Source organism: Micromonospora sp. WMMD714 (assembly GCF_029581315.1).
Classification (GTDB): Bacteria; Actinomycetota; Actinomycetes; order Mycobacteriales; family Micromonosporaceae; genus Micromonospora; species Micromonospora rifamycinica.
Genome location: NZ_CP120744.1, coordinates 474810 through 492247 on the forward strand (window position 1 = coordinate 474810; position 17438 = coordinate 492247).

Below are 17438 nucleotides of genomic sequence, written 5' to 3' on the forward strand. Positions count from 1 at the left end.
GGCGCCGGTCGGCTGCCGGACCGCCCGCTGCCGCGGCAACAACCCTGACGTACGGTAGAAATACCGCGAAACTCCGAGATCGCTGTCGGGACAGGGCCCATGACGAACGCAGAGCTTCCCACACCGCGTACGGTGGTGCCCATCGAACCTTCCCTTCTCATCGCCGAGGCGTTCGACCAGGCACAGGTGACCGAGCTGAGACACTCGGTCAGCTCCTGCGCGCACGCCGCCGGGCTGGTGGGGCAGCGGCTCGACGACTTCGTGCTCGCGGTCAACGAGCTGATCACCAACGCCGTCCGGCACGGCGGCGGCCGGGGCTGGCTGCGACTCTGGCGACGCCCCGGCGAGCTGGTCTGCGAGGTGTCCGACCACGGCCACGGCCTGAGCGAGCGCCAGCTCCACGACCGCAGCCGGCCCGCCCCGGACACCGCCGGCGGCTGGGGCCTCTGGCTGGCCCGGGAGCTCAGCGACGCGATGGAGGTCGAGAGCGGCGCCGCCGGCACCACGGTCCGGATCAGCGCCACCGCCACCGACTGATCCGCCACCGGCCAAGCCGACACCGACCGGGCCGGGGCGACTGATCAGGCGGCGACCGGGCCGGCGGCAAGGGGCAGGCCGCCGGGCGGGCGTCCGGTCAGCCGAACAGGGCGCTGACCGACTCGCCGTTGTGGATCCGACGCATCGCCTCGGCCAGCGCCGGGGCCACCGAGAGCACCTCCAGCTTGGGCACCCGCTTGTCCTGCGGGATCGGCACCGTGTTGGTGCAGACGATCTCGCACACCCCGTCGGTGGCGCTGAGCCGGGCCAACGCGCCGCTGGAGAACAGGCCGTGGGTACAGGCCAGCCGGATCGACCGGACGTTGCGCTCCCGCAGGTGGGCGATCAGCTCGATCACCGTGCTGCCCTTGGCGATCTCGTCGTCCAGCACGATCACGTCCCGGTCGTCCACCTCGCCGATCACCGTGCTGATGGTGACCCGGTCGTCGCTGAACCGCTGCTTGGCCCCGGCCGCGACCGGGGTGCCGAGCATCCGGGCGAACGCCGCCGCCTCCTTGGCGTTGCCCAGGTCCGGCGAGACCACCACCGTGTTACCCAGGTCACGTCCCCGGAAGTGGGCGGCCAGCTCCCGCAGCGCGTGCAGGTGGTCGACCGGGACGCTGAAGAAGCCGTGCACCTGCGGCGAGTGCAGGGTCATCGCCAGCACCCGCTGCGCGCCGGCCGAGGTGAGCAGGTCGGCCACCAGCCGCGCGCCGATGGAGATGCGCGGGGCGTCCTTCTTGTCCGACCGGGCGTACGCGTAGTGCGGCAGCACCACGGTGATCCGCCCGGCCGACGCGCCCCGGGCCGCGTCGATCATGAGCAGCAGCTCGACCAGGTGCTCCTGCACCGGCGGCACCAGCGGCTGGATCAGGAAGACGTCCCGCTCCCGGCAGTTCGCCTGCAACTGCACCTCAAGGCAGTCGTTGGCGAACCGGGACACCCGCACCGGGTGCAGCGGCACCCCGAGGTGGGAGCAGATCTCGGCGGCGAGGTCGGGGTGGGCGGTTCCACTGAACACGGCGATGTCGCGCACGTCTGGAGATCGTACGGAGCCGCGGCGGTGCTCCGGGGCGTACCCGCCGGGTACGGTGCCGGGATGACCGGAGAGTACGTCGCCGCCATCGACCAGGGCACCACCTCGTCGCGGTGCATCGTCTTCGACCGGGCCGGTGAGATCGTCGCCGTCGCCCAACGCGAGCACCGGCAGATCTTCCCCCGGCCCGGCTGGGTGGAGCACGACGCCGCAGAGATCTGGACCAACGTCGAGCAGGTGGTCCGCGACGCGCTGGCCGAGGCCGGCACCGGCCCGGAGGGGCTGGCCGCCGTCGGCATCACCAACCAGCGGGAGACCACCGTGGTCTGGGACCGGGTCACCGGCCGCCCGGTCGCCAACGCCGTCGTCTGGCAGGACACCCGCACCGGTCCGCTGCTGCGCGAGCTGGCCGCGTCGTACGGCGAGGAGAGGCTGCGCGAGCGCACCGGCCTCACCCTGGCCACCTACTTCGCCGGCCCGAAGCTGCGCTGGCTGCTGGACGACGTCGACGGGCTGCGCGGACGCGCCGAGCGGGGCGAGGTGCTCTTCGGCACCATGGACAGCTGGCTGATCTGGAACCTGACCGGCCGGCACGTCACCGACGTGACCAACGCCAGCCGGACCATGCTGATGAGCCTGGAGACCCTCGACTGGGACCGGGAGCTGCTCGACGCGCTCGGCATCCCGGCCGCGATGCTGCCGCAGATCCGCAGCTCGTCGGAGGTCTACGGGACGGCCCACGGGGTGCTCGCCGGGGTGCCGGTGGCCAGCGCGCTCGGCGACCAGCAGGCCGCCCTGTTCGGGCAGACCTGCTTCCAGCCCGGCGAGGCGAAGTGCACCTACGGCACCGGCAGCTTCCTGCTGCTCAACACCGGTGCCAGCCCGGTGCCGTCCAGCCACGGCCTGCTGACCACGGTGGCCTACCGGATCGACGGCCAGCCGGCCGCGTACGCCCTGGAGGGGGCGATCGCGGTGACCGGTTCGCTGGTGCAGTGGCTGCGGGACAACCTCGGGCTGATCTCCTCGGCCGCCGAGATCGAGGAGCTGGCGGCCACCGTGGACGACAACGGCGGCTGCTACGTGGTGCCCGCCTTCTCCGGGCTGTTCGCGCCGCACTGGCGGCAGGACGCCCGGGGGGTGATCGCCGGGCTGACCGGCTACATCACCAAGGGGCACCTGGCACGGGCGGCGCTGGAGGCGTCCGCCTGGCAGACCCGGGAGGTGGTCGACGCGATGAACGCCGACTCCGACGTGGCGCTGCGCCGGTTGCGGGTGGACGGTGGGATGACCGCGAACGGGCTGCTGATGCAGTTCCTCGCTGACGTCTTGGCGGTGCCGGTGGTCCGCTCCCGGATCACCGAGACCACCTGCCTCGGCGCGGCGTACGCGGCCGGTCTGGCGGTCGGTTTCTGGCCGGACCTGGCCACCCTGCGCGCCCAGTGGCGCTCCGACGCGCAGTGGGAGTCCCGGATGGACCCGGCCCACCGGGAGCGGGAACTGGGCCGGTGGCGCAAGGCGGTCGCCCGCACGCTCGACTGGGTCGACTGACCGCCAGGCGACCCGCCGGTCGATCGGTCCACACCGCTGCGACCGATACGATCGGTCGGGGGGATGCCACATGCAGACAGTCGGTCCGTACGCGCTGCACCGGAAGCTGAGCTTCTGCGAGCTGGGTGAGGTCTGGGCCGCGCGGGACACCGCCGAGCGGCCGTTCACCGTGGCCGTGCTCGCGCCGGCCGCCGCCGAGGGCGGCTGGCGGGAGGCGTTCGCCGCGGCGGCGAACACGCTGGCCCGTTCGGACGGCCTGCCGATCACCGGGGCCAACCACACCGGCCCGGTGCCCTGGGTGGCCTGCGCCGCCGACCAGGGTGCCGGTGCCGCACACGTCTTCCTCGCCCTCGGCCAGCGGCTCACCCCGGCCGGGCAGTCGCCGCCGGTCGGGGCCGGGCAGCAGCCGGTCGGTGCGCCCGGCGTGACCGCCCCGGTGCGCCCGACGGGCGGCGCGGGGCCGGCGGCCGACCCGCCGACCGGGCGTCCCGGCGGCGGCGCGTCCCCTCCCCCGACCGACGGCCCGGGTGTGGCGGCTGCCACCCCCGCCGCCGGCCCGGCCACCGCCGGCACCGCCGCACCGGCCACCGCAACACCGGCCGGCACGCCCCCGACCCCGCCGCAGCCCGTCCCGCAACCACCCGCACCGCCCCGCGCGGTGCCGCTTGCGCAGCGGGCCGGCCCGCACCAGGCGGCGCCCTATCCGCACCCGCCGGCCGGGGCGCGCCTCACGCCGGCCGGACCGCCTGCCGGGTATCCGCCGTCCGGGGCGCGTGGCCGGGGTCGTACCGGCGTCTGGTCGGCGCTGGTCGCACTGGTCGTGCTGGTCGCGGCGGTGGTCGGCGCGGCCGGGGGGTTCGGCGTCGCGCGCTGGTCGGACGGCGGCGGCGTCGCCGGCACCGCCGCGCCGACCCCGAGCGCCGACCTGGGCCTGCCGGAGACACCGCCGCGCCGGCCGGGCGTGGAACCACCGGTCGGCGGGGGCTGGCCGACCGCCGCGCCCACCTTCGCCGGCACCGACCCGACCCGGGAGATCAGCGGCCTGGCCGGAGTGGACTTCAGCTTCCGGGTGCCCACCGGGTGGAGCTGCACCGAGGCCGGCCGCACCAGCGGTTCGGCGCACTACCGGTGCGGCGTCCCGGCCGCCGACGGGTCGATCATCGGGGGCGACCTGGTCGTGCGGCAGTGCCCCCGGCTCTGCACCGACGAGCGGCGCACCGCGCTGCGCCGGCAGGAAGAGGCATGGGGGTTGCAGTGGGTACGCAGTGGCGAGTTCACCACCTGGGCGGAGACCTCCCGGGTGGACGGTGCGCCCCGGTACGGCCTGGTCTACCTCTCCTACTGGCGCAGCGTGCCGGAGGACGCGATCGACCGGCAGCTGGTGCTCCGGATGACCGCTCCCCTGGACCGCGCGGACGAGGTGCGCAAGGTGGCCGCCTCCGTCCGCGAGGCCACCTTCACCATCTGACCCGGCCCCCGAGCCGGCCCGCACCCCCTCGCGCGGGGGCCGGGTCGACGGCGGCCCACCGGTACCCTTCGGCCGGACGCCGACGACGTCCCGGTCCGTCCCTTCCACGACCGAGCGGGGCCACGTACGCATGCTGACCGTCTCCCCCTGTCCGACCCTCGCGGGTGCGCCGGAGACCGCTCCGGACGACGCGGTCGTCGCCGCCCGGTGACCGGGAACCCACCTCCCGGGGGCGGCGCGAAGAGCGATGCGCCGACCGCCCTGATCGTCCGGGTCCGCGACGCGCCGCCCGAGCCGGCCGCCCCCTGGCAGCCCACCGAGGCCGACCGGCCGGCCCCACCGGAGCCACTGGACGCGCCCTGGCTGCGGCAGCTCGCCCGGCTGCTGCCGGTGGCGGTCGTCGGCGTCCTCGGCGGGCTCGGGATCAACCGGCCCGGCCTGTGGGAGGACGAGCTGGCCACCTGGGGCATGGTCACCGTCGGGACCGACGACTTCGTGGCGGTGCTGCGCAACGTCGACGCCTCACTCGGCGCGTACTACCTCCTGCTGCGCGGCTGGGTGGCGCTGGCCGGCAGCTCCGACGTCGCGCTGCGGACGCCCTCGGTGCTGGCCATGGCGGCGGCGGCCGGGCTGGTCGCCGCGATCGGCCTGCGGATCGGTGGGCTGCGGGTCGGGCTGGTCGCCGGGGTGCTGTTCGCGGTGCTGCCGACCACCTCCCGGTACGCGCAGGAGGCCCGCCCGTACGCGTTCGCGGTGTGTGCCGCCGCGCTGGCCACCCTGCTGCTGCTCCGGCTGCTGGAACGTCCCCGGTTCGTCCGCTACCTGGGCTACGCCGCCGCGGTGGCGTTGCTCGGGCTGCTGCACCTGGTCGGGTTGCTGCTGCTCGCCGCGCACGCGCTGATCGCCTGGCGGGCGGCGGACCGGCGGCGGACCTTCTTCGGCTGGCTCGGCGCGGCGACGGCCGGTGTGCTGCCCGCCCTGCCGGTGCTCTGGCTCGGCGGTCGACAGACCGGTACCCAGATCACCTGGATTCCACCGGTCACCCTGGACCGGCTGGCCGACACGCCGGAGGCGCTGTTCGGCGGGCCGCTGCTCGCGGGCGCGGTGCTCGCCCTGGCCTTCCTCGGCATGTCGATGCGGCAGCGGTCGGCGGTGGCCACCGCCTGGCTGGTGCTGCCCACCCTCGGCCTGCTGGTCGCCGCCCGGTTCGTCCCGCTCTGGTTGCCGCGCTACCTGCTGTTCACGGTGCCCGCCTGGGTGCTGGTCGGCTCACTGGCGCTGCGCCGCAGTACGCTGCTGCGGGGCACCGCCGCGGTGCTGGCGATCGGGCTGCTCGGCGTCCCCACGCAGGTGGAGATCCGCGGTGTCACCGGCCACGGCCAGGGCACCAGCGAGATCGCCGCCGTGCTGCGGGCGCACGCGGCCCCCGGCGACGCCCTGGTGTACGGCCCGTTCGACGCCGGTGACCAGCGCACCAGCCGGGACGCGGTGAACCGGTACGTCGACGAGAGCTGGCGGCCCCGGGACGCGCTGATGACCGTGCCGGCCCGCCGGCAGGGCACCCTGGGCGCGCAGGAGTGCGCCGACCGGGACGTCCCGGTGTGCCTGGGCCGCCCGGAGCGGGTGTGGATCGTCCGCAAGGGAGCGCTCGACGATCCGGTGCAGCGGATCGGGCCGGCCAAGGAGGCCGCGCTCAAGCCGTACGCCGTCGCGCGCACCTGGCGGGTCCGGGGCTTCAGCATCGCCCTGCTGGTGCGTAGGCCCGAGGGGACGAAGTGAGCACCCGGGCCGGCGCCGGCCGCACCGACGAGACCACGGAGTTCCTCCGTCCGGCGGTACCCGCCCCCCGTGGGCCGGCGGCGGCACCACCGCGACGGGAGACGGTCGCGACACCGCCGCGACGCGAGGGCGTCGCGGTACCGGCCCCACGGGAAGTGGTGACGGTACCGGCCCCTAGGGAAGTGGTGGCGGTACCGGCCCCACGGGAAGCCGCCGCGGTAGCGGCCCCACGGGAAGTGGCGGCGCGGCGGGCGGTGGCACCGGCGACGCCGGGCCGCCCGGCGACCGTCGATCCGTCGCTGCCACTGCCGCCGGACGACGACGAGAAGGCCGCCTACCGCCACCGCCGGTTGCCGGTGTTGATGATCGCCTCGTCCGTCAGCTTCGGCGGGCTGCTCGTCAGCCAGGTGCTGTTCGTCCGGATGGCTCCCTGGCTGCTCCTGCTGCTGCCGCTGTTCGGCTTCACCGTGCTCTACTACCTGATCTCGACCTTGGTGAACCTCGGCACGCCCGGGTTCGACCTGGACCGGCACCGGCGGCTGGTCCGGGACTTCCGGCCGCCCGTCCACCCGTCGGTCGACGTCTTCCTGCCGGTGTGCGGCGAGGCGACCGGGGTGCTCCGCAACACCTGGGAGCACGTCAGCCGGATGGTCGACCACTACCCGGGCCGGGTGCACGTCTACGTGCTCGACGACTCGGCGACCGACGAGCGGGAGGCGATGGCGCTCGCCTTCGGCTTCGTCTACCAGCGCCGCCCCAACCGGGGCTGGTACAAGAAGGCCGGCAACATGCGGTACGCGTACCAGCGCACACTGGGCGAGTACATCCTGGTGCTGGACGCCGACTTCACCCCCCGGCACGACATCCTCGACGAGTTGGTGCCCTATCTGGCCACCGAGCCGGACCTCGGGATCGTGCAGTCCCCGCAGTACTTCCGGGTGCACGCCGGGCAGGGGTGGCTGGAGCGTGGGGCCGGTGCGGTGCAGGAGCTGTTCTACCGGGTGGTGCAGGTGTCCCGGCAGCGGCACGAGGCGGCGATCTGCGTGGGGAGCTGCGCGCTCTACCGCCGGGAGGCGCTCGACGCGATCGGCGGTTCCACCCTGATCGAGCACTCGGAGGACGTCCACACCGGGTTCGACATGCGGCGGCGCGGCTGGCGGCTGCGCTATCTGCCGGTGCCGCTGGCCACCGGGCTGTGCCCGGCCGACGTCAACTCGTTCTTCACCCAGCAGTACCGCTGGTGCGCCGGCTCGATGAGCCTGCTCGGGTCGACGAAGTTCTGGAACACCCGGATGCGGCTGCGCACCCGGCTGTCGTACCTCTCCGGGTTCTGCTACTACCTGCACACGGCGCTGTTCACCTTCGTCGGTCCGCTGGTGCCGATCGTGCTGCTGGCCCGGTTCCCGGAGTCGGTGGTCCCGGCGAACTACCTGTGGATCGTGCCCAGCCTGGTCTACAACCTGGTGGTCTTCCCGCTCTGGCACCGGTGCGCCTACCGGGTGGAGGCGTGGACCGTCAAGATGATCTACGGCTGGTCGCACGCCTTCGCGATCTGGGACCTGCTGCGCGGGCAGAGCATGGGCTGGCAACCCACCGGCGGCACGGCACCCAAGAACAGGACGGCCCGGCTGTGGTGGGGGATGGCCGTCTGCACGGCGGGCAGCGGCGCGCTGTGGACCGGGCTGGCCGCCCACCGGATGATCACCGACGACCTGCCGACGTTCGCCCCGGCCTTCCTCGGGGGCACCTTCTACCTGACCGTCGCGTTGCAGGCGCTGCTGGTGCGGCCGACGCGGGACGTCCGCCCGGAGCGTTCCCGGTGACCTCCCGCCAGCTGTTCACCGTCATGACGATCTTCGTGATCGGGGTGTTCGGCTACGCCGCGCTCGCCCCCGGCCCGGTCAGCCGCCCGGCCCGGCTCGCCACCGCCCCCAGCGTCGCGGCCCCGCCCACCGGCCCGCCCCCGGCGTACGACGTCCGCCCGCTGACCCGGCCGGCGGGGCGCTACCTCGGGGTGGCGTTGAACGGGGCGCCGCAGGACATGAGCCGGGTCGACCGGTTCGCCGACCTGGTCGGCCGGAAACCCAACATCGTCACCATCTACGAGAGCTTCGACGACGAGTTCGCCGCCGCCGAGGTCCGCAAGGTCCACCGGTACGGCGCACTGCCGATCGTCCGCTGGGAACCGTTCACCGTGAAGCTGAAGGACATCGCCGCCGGGCGGCACGATCCGTACCTGGTGGAGTTCGCCGTCGCGGTGCGCCGGCTCAACCTGCCGGTGGCGCTCACCGTCGCGCACGAGATGAACGGCCACTGGTACTCCTGGGGCGCGCACGACAACCGGGCCAGGGACTTCGTCGCCGCCTGGCGGCACATCCACGCCGTCTTCGCCCAGGCCGACGCCACGAACGTGATCTGGGCCTGGACCCCGAACGTGGTCAACCCGGTCCCGTCGGTGAAGCTCGCCCCGCTGTATCCCGGCGACGCGTACGTCGACTGGGTCGGCATCGACGGGTACTTCACCCGGCGCGGGGAGCAGACCTTCGACGGTCTGTTCGGCCCCACCATCACGCAGGTCCGCAGGTTCACCGACCGGCCGCTGCTGATCGTGGAGACCGGGTCCGAGCCGGGCGCGATGCGCCGCCGGGCGGTCGACGAACTCTTCACCGCCATCCGAAAACGTTCTGACCTGCTCGGTTTCGTCTACTTCAACCAGAAGGGCTCCGGGGACTGGGTCATCGACTCGGACCGGCCGGCGCTCGCCGCCTACCGCGCGGGCGCGGCGGCCGACCCGCGGACCGGTTTCCGGGTCGGCTGAGCCCGGGTGCCCGCCCCGGCACCGGTGAGCAGCGTGGCGAGGCGCTTCTTCCGGCTGTTCTCGCGGACGATCCAGGCCACGTCGGCGTCATCGACGGCGGCCAGGGCCCGGAACGCCGGCAGGCCGACCGTCGGGTCGGCGGCCACCGCGACGCTCCAGCAGTAGCCCAACGCCTGGCGCAACGCCCGGACGTCGTCGCCGCGACGCCGGTCGGCCGGCAGCGCGGCCAGGCCCGCCGTCGCCCGTTCGCAGAGTGTGACGGCACGGGCGGCGGCCGCCGGGGCGGTCAGCAGGCGTGGTTCGCACACCGCCGCGACGGCGGCCCGCCGGACCAGCGGGTGCGGGTCCGCGGCCCAGGCCGTGCCGAGGTCGAGCAGGCGGGGCAGGTCCGCGTCACCGAGCCGCTGCAGCGCCATGGCCACCGCCTCGCGTACCCGCCAGCGGGGGTCGGTGGCGTGACCGCGCAGCCGTGCCTCGATGCCGGTGCGGGCCCGCGCCCGGGTCTCCCCGGCCAGCAGCCGGCCGAGGCCGAGCACCCCGCACAGCACCAGGTACTCGTCGTCGGTGCCGATCAGCCGATCGAACGTGGCCGGCTCGCCCTCGTCGGCGACGGCCTGGGCGAGTTCGAGGTCGGCCCGGGGTCCGGGCAGCCCCGAGTGGTCCCGCAGGAACGCCGGCCAGCGCGCCGGACCGGCCGCCCGCAGCTCGTCCCGGTACCGCTCACGACGGCTCACCGTCGCAGCGTAACCCGCCCGCCGCCGGCCGACGGCCACTCTGCGCCACCGTGGGGTGGTCCGGCCGGCGACGGGTCAGGACCAGCGTTCGCCGGTCAGCCGCTCGTAGACGTCGACGTAGCGGGCCCGGGTCGCCTCGACCACCTCGGCCGGGACCTCGGGGGCGGGGGAGCGCTTGTCCCAGCCGCTGTTGGTCGCCCAGTCCCGGACGTACTGCTTGTCGTAGGAGAACTGGGTGCGGCCCGGCTGGTAGGACTCGGCGGGCCAGTACCGCGACGAGTCGGAGGTGAGCACCTCGTCGCCGAGCATCAGGGTGCCGTCCGGCGTCCAGCCCAGCTCGATCTTGGTGTCGGCGACCAGGATCCCCCGGTCGGCGGCGAGCTCCGCGCCCCGGCGGTAGACGTCCAGGGTGATCTGGCGCAGCCGTTCGGCGGTCTCCGCCCCCACCTTGTCCACCACCTCGGCGAAGGTCATCGGCTCGTCGTGCTGCCCCGCCGGGGCCTTGGTCGACGGGGTGAAGATCGGCTCCGGCAGGATCGACGCCTCGACCAGGCCGCGCGGCAGCGGCACGCCGGAGACCGCGCCGGTGCGCTCGTACTCCTTGAGGCCGCCTCCGGTGAGGTAGCCACGGGCCACGCACTCGACGGGCACCATGTCCAGCCGGCGGCAGCGGATCGCCCGCCCGGCGAACTCGGCGGGCACGTCGGTGGCCGAGACGACGTGGTGCGGCACCAGGTCGGCGAGCTGCCCGAACCACCACAGCGACAGGGCGGTGAGCAGCCGGCCCTTGTCCGGGATCGGGGTGGGCAGGACCACGTCGTAGACGGAGATCCGGTCCGAGGCGACCAGGATCAGGTCGTCACCGTCGGCGTAGACGTCCCGGACCTTGCCCGAGTGCAGAAGTTCCACGCGCCCTAGTACACCACGGGTACCGGGTCGTCCGGTGCGCCCACCCGGCGGCCGGCGCGCGACGGCCCGGCCAGCCGTTGACACCCGCCCGCGCCACCTGCGTGAATGATCCGGCCACCGGCCCACCCGTCCCCAGGAGCACCCGTTGTCCGTTGCGCGTTCCCCGCTCCCCCGGCGCGGTGCCGACCCGGCCCGGCGGCGACTGCTCGGCGGGCTGCTCGGGCTGCCGGTGCTGGCGACCGGCGGGCTCAGCGGGTGCGGCGGCGGGGAGGAGACGCCGGCCCGGGACGGCCCGGTGGAGCTGTCGGTCTTCTGGTACGGCGGCACCCGGCGGGCGGAGGCCACCGAGCAGGCCCTGCGGCTGTACTCGGCCCGGAACCCGCTGGTCACCTTCCGGGTGACCTGGCAGGGCCAGGGCGGCTACTACGACCGGCTCGCCACCCAGGCCGGCGGCGGCAACGTGCCCGACCTGTTCCAGATCGACGACTCGATGCTCGGCGAGTACGCCCAGCGCGGCATCGTCCTGGATCTCGGCGGCTACGTCGACGACGGCCGGATCGACCTGGACACGCTGCCCCCCGGCCTGACGGACTACGGCACGATCGACGGCCGGGTCTACGGGGTGCCGGCCGGGCAGACCCACCCCGCCGTGGTGTTCAACCGGGACCTGCTCCGCCGGCTCGGCGCCCCCGAACCGACCACCTCGATGACCTGGGCCGACTATCTGAGCTGGGCGGCCGGGGTGACCCGGGCCGGCAGCGGCCGGGTGGCCGGCTCGATGGACCCGTCCGGGGACCACGGGGCACTGTGGCTCTGGCTACGCGGGTTGGGCACCCGGTTCTACCAGGGCCGTCAGCTGGGGTTCGGCTCGGCGGCGCTGCTGGACTGGTTCGAGTTCTGGGAGCGGGCGCGCAGCCAGCAGGCCACTCCGGCCGCCGCCCTGGTCGACCGGGCCGACAGCGGTGAGCCGGCCCGGCAGTTGGTGGTCACCGGGCACACCGCCGCGTCGTTCGCCTGGTCGCACCAGTTTCCCGAACTCCAGCGCTACTCCGACGACGAGCTGGCGATGGTCGGCTTTCCCGGCCCCCGGGCGGCCCAGTGGGACCGGGCGTCGATGTACTGGGCCGGGTTCCGCGGCACCCGGCACGCCGGGGTGGTGGCCAACGTGGTCAACTTCCTCACCGGCAGCATCGAGGCGGGCCGGCTCCTCGGCACCGAGCGGGGCCTGCCGGCCAGCCTGACGGTCCGCCAGGCGGTCGTCCAGACCCTCGACGATCCGCTGGCCAAGCGGGTCGCCGCCCTCGGCGAGGCGCTGCACCAGCAGGTCGGCCCGGCCCCCGCGCCACCCCCGAAGGGGCACGGCGAGGTACGCACCCTGCTCGCCGACGCGGCCCGGAGCATCCGCGCGGGACGCTCCGGGGCGCGAGCGGCGACGGCGCAGTTCATGGCCCGCGCCCAGGCGGCCCTGGCCCGGTGACGGGCAGCTGCCGGGGCGGACGAGCCGTGCCGTCGGGCCGGGTGACGGTCACCGTGTCCCCGGCCGCAGGTGACGGATCAGCGCGGCGGGCGGTTACGGCGGTTCCGGGTCAGCAGGACCACCAGGAGGACGATCCCGCCGACCACCACCAGGCAGCAGAGCAGCCCGAAGACCCCGAACCCGCCACCCCTCGACCGACGCCGGGCGGCCTCCACCACCAGCTCACCGGTGCCGGTGGACGCCCAGGCGGCCACCGGAACGAAGACCGAGAGAACCACCGCGCCGAACACCGCGGCCAGCCGGCCCCACCACTTGGTCGGAGTTGACATGTTGATCCCAGTAGACATGCCCTCATCCTGACCGAGGAGCGCAAGTCCGGCACCCCGAAGCACCGACTGCCCCACCCGCACCCGGGTGCCCGGAGGCGGGGCCGGCGGCGCACGAACGACGAGAGGCCCCGGATATGAACTCCGGGACCTCTCGGGTAGTAGCGGGGACAGGATTTGAACCTGCGACCTCTGGGTTATGAGCCCAGCGAGCTACCGAGCTGCTCCACCCCGCGTCGGCTAGATAAGCCTAACCCATCGCCGCGGCGGAGATCAGCGGGGTCCTCGATCCGGCGTCCGCCCAGCTCAGCGCGGTGCACGACGGTCCCGTGCCGACCGGCCGGTCACCGGCGACCGGCGGAGGCACCGGAGGACCGGAGCACCCGAGCGCCGGCCGGGGACAGGAAACCGGCGGGAGAAACGAGAAAAGCCCGGAAACGAGAAAAGGCCCCGGAGATGAACTCCGGGGCCTTCTCCATAGTAGCGGGGACAGGATTTGAACCTGCGACCTCTGGGTTATGAGCCCAGCGAGCTACCGAGCTGCTCCACCCCGCGTCGACTGGTTAACCGTAGCCTACCGCCCCCCCGAGCCGCAAAACGGGGCCGGAACGGCGCGGAGCCACGACCCGGGGTCCGGATCGTGGCTCCGTCGACAGCGCAACGGGCGGGTCAGCCGCCAGCGGACGGTGACGGCGCGGCGGGTGGGTTGCCGCTGGGCGGGTTGCCCTGCTGGGCCTGCTGGAAGGCGTTGATCGCGTCGTCCAGCGCCTTCAGCGCCCGGCCGTACCGCTCGAAGTCACCGGACGCCTGGGCGGCCTTGACCTCGGCGATCGCCGCCTGGACCCGCTGGGCGGCGGCGGCCAGGTCGCCGCTGGGCGGCGGGCTGCTCGCCCCGGGCGAGGCCGAGGGTGAGGGCGACGCCGACGGGGGCGGGGTGGGCGGGGTGCCGCCGCTCGACGGTGGCGGGGTGCTCCCCTGTCCGGCCCGCTTGCCCTGTTCGACGAGCTGCTTGATGCCGTCGGTGACGTTGTTGGCCAGCACCACGTACGAGCCGCCGTCGCCGTACGACAGGAGCACCTTCTGCAACAGCGGGTACGCGTCCTGCTGGTTGCTCTTGACGTAGACCGGCTCGACGTACAGCATCCCGTCGGCGAACGGCAGCGAGAGCAGGTTGCCGTACTGCACCTGCGCCTGGTTGGAGGAGAGCAGGTTCAGCTCGGTCCGGATGGTGGCGTTGTTGGTCATCTGCTGGTGCACCTGCACCGGGCCGGAGATCCGGGTCTGGTCCGGCAGCTCCAGCACCTCCAGTTTCGGCTGTCCGTCGACGTACGACCCGGAGATCAGCGCGGCGAGGTTCTGCCGGCCGTTCGGGGTGACCGCCGAGGTGAGCTGGAACCGGGGGGCGTCCTGGTTGGGAAACTGGGTGAACAGGTAGTACGGCGGCTGCTTCTGGCCGCTGTCCGGCGCGTCCGGCACGTTGGGCACCTGCCAGAAGTCCTGGCCGGAGTAGAAGTCGCCGGGGTTGGTGACGTGGAACTTGGTGAGCAGGTTGCGCTGCACCTTGAACATGTCGGCCGGGTAGCGGAAGTGCGCCGCCAGGTCGGCCGGGATCGCGCTCTTCGGCAGCACCAGGTCGCCGCCGAACGCCTTGTTCCACGCCTTGAGCACCGGGTCGCCGTCGTCGAACTCGTACAGCCGGACCGTGCCGTCGTACGCGTCGACGGTGGCCTTCACCGAGTTGCGCATGTAGTTGACGTTCTCCCGGGCGAGCTGGAAGGTGCCCCGGTTGGTCAGCTCGTCGGTGGTCTCCTGCTGGAGGTTGATCCGTTCGGCGTACGGGTAGGTCGCCGCCGTGGTGTAGCCGTCGATGATCCACTGGACCTTGCCGCCCACCACCGCCGGGTACGGGTCGCCGTCCAGGGTGAGGAACGGGGCGACCTTCTCCACCCGGTCCCGGGGGTTACGCACGTAGAGCAGCTTGGAGTTGTCGTTGACCGCCTCGGAGAGCAGGAAGTTCGTCTCCTGCTCCTTGATCGAGTAGAGCAGCCGCCGGGTGAACGAGCCGATCTCGACGCCGCCCTCACCGGTGTAGGTGTAGTACTGCTCGCCGCCGGTGGTCGGGGTGGGCCGGTCGAACTCCACGTCCTTGTCGGCGCTGGTCTGACCGACGATGGCGTAGTCGTCGGGCTGCATCCGCTCGCCGTAGTAGATCCGTGGCTGGCTGGCCGGGATCTGCTCGGCCTGCGAGGAGCAGGCCTCCTGCGCCTTCTCGCCGAGGAAGCCGGAGACGAAGTACGGCTGCCCGCCGCAGACCACCTGGTTGGCCGGGGCCGCGACCAGGCCGTAGCCGTGGGTGTAGACGGTGTGCCGGTTGATCCAGTTGTTCTGCTGGTCGGTCAGCTCGCCATAGTTGATCTCGCGGACCCCGACCACGTAGTCGGAGGTCTTGTTCTCCACCGAGTACCGGTCGATGTCCAGCTTGGGGCCGAAGTCGTAGAACCCGCGGACCTGCTGGAGCTGGGTGTACGTCTCGGAGACGAGCTGCGGGTCGAGCAGCCGGACGTTCGGCACCACCGAGGTGTCGGTGGCCAGGCTGGCCGGTGGCACCAGGTTACTCGCCGCGTACCCCTTGGTCTGCACCTCGGATATGTCGAACGCGGCGCGGGTGGCGTCGATGCTGCGCTGGATGTACGGCGCCTCCTTGTCCCGGGCGCTCGGCTTGACCTCGAAGGTCTGCACCGCCCAGGGGTAGATGCCGCCGATCGCGACGGCGGAGACCCCGAGCAGGGCCAGCGAGATGCCCGGCCAGACCAGGTTCCGCATCACCGCGTTGGAGAACACGATGATGGCGATGGCCACCACCACCGAGATGTACGCCAGGATCTCCTTCGCCGGCAGCAACGCGTTGACGTCGGCGTAGCCCGCGCCGTACAGCTTGGCGCCCTCGTTGTACTCCAGCAGCATGGCCCGCCGGTCCAGCACGTACGCGACGGCCTTGAGCAGGACGAAGACCGCGACCAGCGTGCTCAGGTGGGCCCGCGCGGCGCCGGTCATCCGGTCGCCGACGCCCTGCAGGCGCACCCCGCCGAAGATGTAGTGCACGGCCAGCGCGCCGATCAGCGCCAGCACCACCGCGGTGAAGCCGACCCCGAGCAGGTAGCGCCAGAACGGCAACTGGAAGACGTAGAAGCCGACGTCGATGCCGAACTCCGGGTCCTTGACGCCGAAGTCACCGCCGTTGCGGAACAGCAGCCACTGGGTCCAGCGGCCCTGCGCGGAGAGCCCGGCGAACAGGCCGAGCACCAGGGCGGTCAGGCTGATCCAGGTGCCGATCCGGGGCGTGATCAGCACCCGGTACCGCTCCAGGGTGGCCTGCTCCAGCGAGTGCGGGCGCAGCTTCGGCCGCAGCCGGTACGCCAGCCAGAGGTTGCCGCCCACGAAGGCGGCCAGGCCCAGCCCGACGGTGAGGAAGAGCAGCACCCGGGTCAGCAGCACACCGGTGAAGACCTGGGTGTAGCGGACCTCGTCGAACCAGAGCCAGTCGGTCCACGCCTGCACCCCCCAGCCGAGCAGGGTGAACAAGAGGAACACCCCGACCAGGACCCCGATGGTGACGCGTCCGCGCCGACTCATCCTCGGCAGGGGGCTGCTACGCATGACCACTGTTTGGCTCCGCACGCTCGATGTGATCGGCTCCGGACAGGCACCCAGAGTACGGGGTGTTCCTGAAGGTGTCGGGTCAGGTCGCGTCCGGTCGGTCCGGCGTGCCCGCCCTCAGCAGCGGGTCGGCTCGCCACCGGCGCGCAACGTGTCCAACGCGGTCAATGCGTCGTCCAGCGAAGCGACCCTGAGCATGGGCAGGCCGGGTTGCGGGTTGCGGACCGCCTCGGCGCAGTTGTCGGCGGGGACCAGGAACGCCTTGGCGCCGGCCTTCTTCGCGCCGACCAGCTTCTGCGCGATGCCGCCGATCGGGCCGACCCGCCCCTCGTCGTCGATGGTGCCGGTACCGGCGATGACCTTTCCACCGGTGAGGTCCTCCGGCTTGAGTTTGTCGATGATGCCGAGGGCGAACATCAGCCCGGCGCTCGGACCGCCGATGTCGTTCAGGTCGATCTTCAGGGTGAACGGGTGCGGCTGCCGCTGGTCCGGGACCACCCCGATCCGGGGGCGGCCGTCGGCCTCCCGGCTGGTCACGGTGGCGGTGCCGGGGGTGCCGTCGCGGACGTACCCGATGGTCAGCCGGGTGCCGGCGGGCTTGCCCCGGACCAGCTCGACCAGCCGGGTCGCGGAGGTTACCTGCGCGCCGTCGACGGTGGTGACCACGTCGCCGGCCTTCAGCACACCGGCCGCCGGCCCGTCCGCGGCCACCTCCTTCGCCACCACCTCGACCGGGTAGCCGAGCTTGACCAGCGCGGCGGTCTCGGCGCTGCTCTGCGAGTTCTGGAAGTCCTCGGCGTTGCGCTTCTCGACCTCCTCCTGCGACTCCCCCGGCGGGTAGACCAGCTCCCGGGGCACCACCGCCTCGTCCTTCGACAGCCAGCCGGCGATCGCGGCGCGCAGCTTCACCGTCGGCTGCACGCCGACCGTGGTCATCCGGAGCTGACCGGCGGAGGTGGACGTCTCCCGGCCGCTGACCTGGATCACCTCCCGGCCGTCGGAGGTGCCGAGGGTGTTCACCGTCGGCCCCGGGCCGAGCACCACGTACGGGATGGGTGCGCCGAGCACGCCGATGCTCAGCAGGGTGGTGAGCACAGCACCGAGGAGTACGGTCACGCCACGACGTCGCATGCGGCAGAGCGTACCGAC

13 protein-coding genes and 2 tRNA genes are annotated in these 17438 nt (G+C 73.2%); 7 read left to right on the plus strand and 8 right to left on the minus strand.

Annotated features, from left to right (window positions below):
* Positions 1 to 99: 99 nt before the first annotated feature.
* Positions 100 to 537: an ATP-binding protein gene (locus O7625_RS02135; RefSeq protein WP_067315119.1), complete on the plus strand. Its 438-nt coding sequence runs from the start codon at positions 100 to 102 to the stop codon at positions 535 to 537.
* 97 nt (positions 538 to 634) lie between these two features.
* On the opposite strand, the gene O7625_RS02140 is transcribed toward O7625_RS02135, so the two are convergent.
* Positions 635 to 1573: a ribose-phosphate pyrophosphokinase gene (locus tag O7625_RS02140; RefSeq protein WP_067314118.1), complete on the minus strand. Its 939-nt coding sequence runs from the start codon at positions 1571 to 1573 to the stop codon at positions 635 to 637.
* A 63-nt stretch (positions 1574 to 1636) separates the two neighbouring features.
* Here O7625_RS02140 and glpK point away from each other — a divergent pair, with 63 nt between their 5' ends.
* The 5 genes from glpK to O7625_RS02165 all read left to right on the plus strand — a co-directional run bounded on the left by glpK (position 1637) and on the right by O7625_RS02165 (position 9186).
* On the plus strand, positions 1637 to 3121 hold the full coding sequence (gene glpK / locus O7625_RS02145; RefSeq protein ID WP_282343912.1) for a glycerol kinase GlpK: 1485 nt from the start codon (positions 1637 to 1639) through the stop codon (positions 3119 to 3121).
* A gap of 70 nt (positions 3122 to 3191) precedes the next feature.
* Positions 3192 to 4589, plus strand: coding sequence for a hypothetical protein (locus tag O7625_RS02150; RefSeq protein WP_282343914.1), 1398 nt, complete (start codon positions 3192 to 3194; stop codon positions 4587 to 4589).
* Between the two features lie 207 nt (positions 4590 to 4796).
* Complete coding sequence (locus O7625_RS02155; RefSeq protein ID WP_282343916.1) at positions 4797 to 6368, plus strand: glycosyltransferase family 39 protein; 1572 nt, start codon at positions 4797 to 4799, stop codon at positions 6366 to 6368.
* Positions 6369 to 6622: 254 nt separating this feature from the next.
* Positions 6623 to 8191, plus strand: a complete 1569-nt coding sequence (locus O7625_RS02160; RefSeq protein WP_282343918.1) for a glycosyltransferase — start codon at positions 6623 to 6625, stop codon at positions 8189 to 8191.
* Complete coding sequence (locus O7625_RS02165) at positions 8188 to 9186, plus strand: glycosyl hydrolase (protein WP_282343920.1); 999 nt, start codon at positions 8188 to 8190, stop codon at positions 9184 to 9186. Before O7625_RS02160 ends, O7625_RS02165 begins: the two co-directional genes overlap by 4 nt.
* Here the strand turns inward: O7625_RS02165 and O7625_RS02170 are convergent.
* Both O7625_RS02170 and O7625_RS02175 read right to left on the minus strand, forming a co-directional pair.
* Entirely contained in the window at positions 9135 to 9920 is a 786-nt protein-coding gene (locus tag O7625_RS02170; protein WP_282343923.1) for a hypothetical protein, read from the minus strand. The genes O7625_RS02165 and O7625_RS02170 overlap by 52 nt on opposite strands.
* A 75-nt stretch (positions 9921 to 9995) precedes the next feature.
* On the minus strand, positions 9996 to 10829 hold the full coding sequence (locus O7625_RS02175) for a phosphoribosylaminoimidazolesuccinocarboxamide synthase (protein ID WP_282343925.1): 834 nt from the start codon (positions 10827 to 10829) through the stop codon (positions 9996 to 9998).
* A gap of 145 nt (positions 10830 to 10974) precedes the next feature.
* Here O7625_RS02175 and O7625_RS02180 point away from each other — a divergent pair, with 145 nt between their 5' ends.
* Complete coding sequence (locus tag O7625_RS02180; RefSeq protein ID WP_282343927.1) at positions 10975 to 12306, plus strand: extracellular solute-binding protein; 1332 nt, start codon at positions 10975 to 10977, stop codon at positions 12304 to 12306.
* A gap of 77 nt (positions 12307 to 12383) precedes the next feature.
* Here O7625_RS02180 and O7625_RS02185 read toward each other — a convergent pair whose 3' ends face one another.
* The 5 genes from O7625_RS02185 to O7625_RS02205 form a co-directional block, all read right to left on the minus strand.
* Positions 12384 to 12635: a hypothetical protein gene (locus O7625_RS02185; RefSeq protein ID WP_067314130.1), complete on the minus strand. Its 252-nt coding sequence runs from the start codon at positions 12633 to 12635 to the stop codon at positions 12384 to 12386.
* 159 nt (positions 12636 to 12794) lie between these two features.
* Positions 12795 to 12868, minus strand: a tRNA-Met gene (locus O7625_RS02190).
* 245 nt (positions 12869 to 13113) lie between these two features.
* Positions 13114 to 13187: transfer RNA gene (locus O7625_RS02195), tRNA-Met, on the minus strand.
* Between the two features lie 114 nt (positions 13188 to 13301).
* The gene (locus O7625_RS02200; protein WP_282343928.1) at positions 13302 to 16289 is read right to left on the minus strand and encodes a UPF0182 family protein; all 2988 of its coding nucleotides are present in this window, start codon (positions 16287 to 16289) and stop codon (positions 13302 to 13304) included.
* Positions 16290 to 16406: 117 nt separating this feature from the next.
* Positions 16407 to 17420: a PDZ domain-containing protein gene (locus O7625_RS02205; RefSeq protein ID WP_282343930.1), complete on the minus strand. Its 1014-nt coding sequence runs from the start codon at positions 17418 to 17420 to the stop codon at positions 16407 to 16409.
* Between the last annotated feature and the right edge of the window lie 18 nt (positions 17421 to 17438).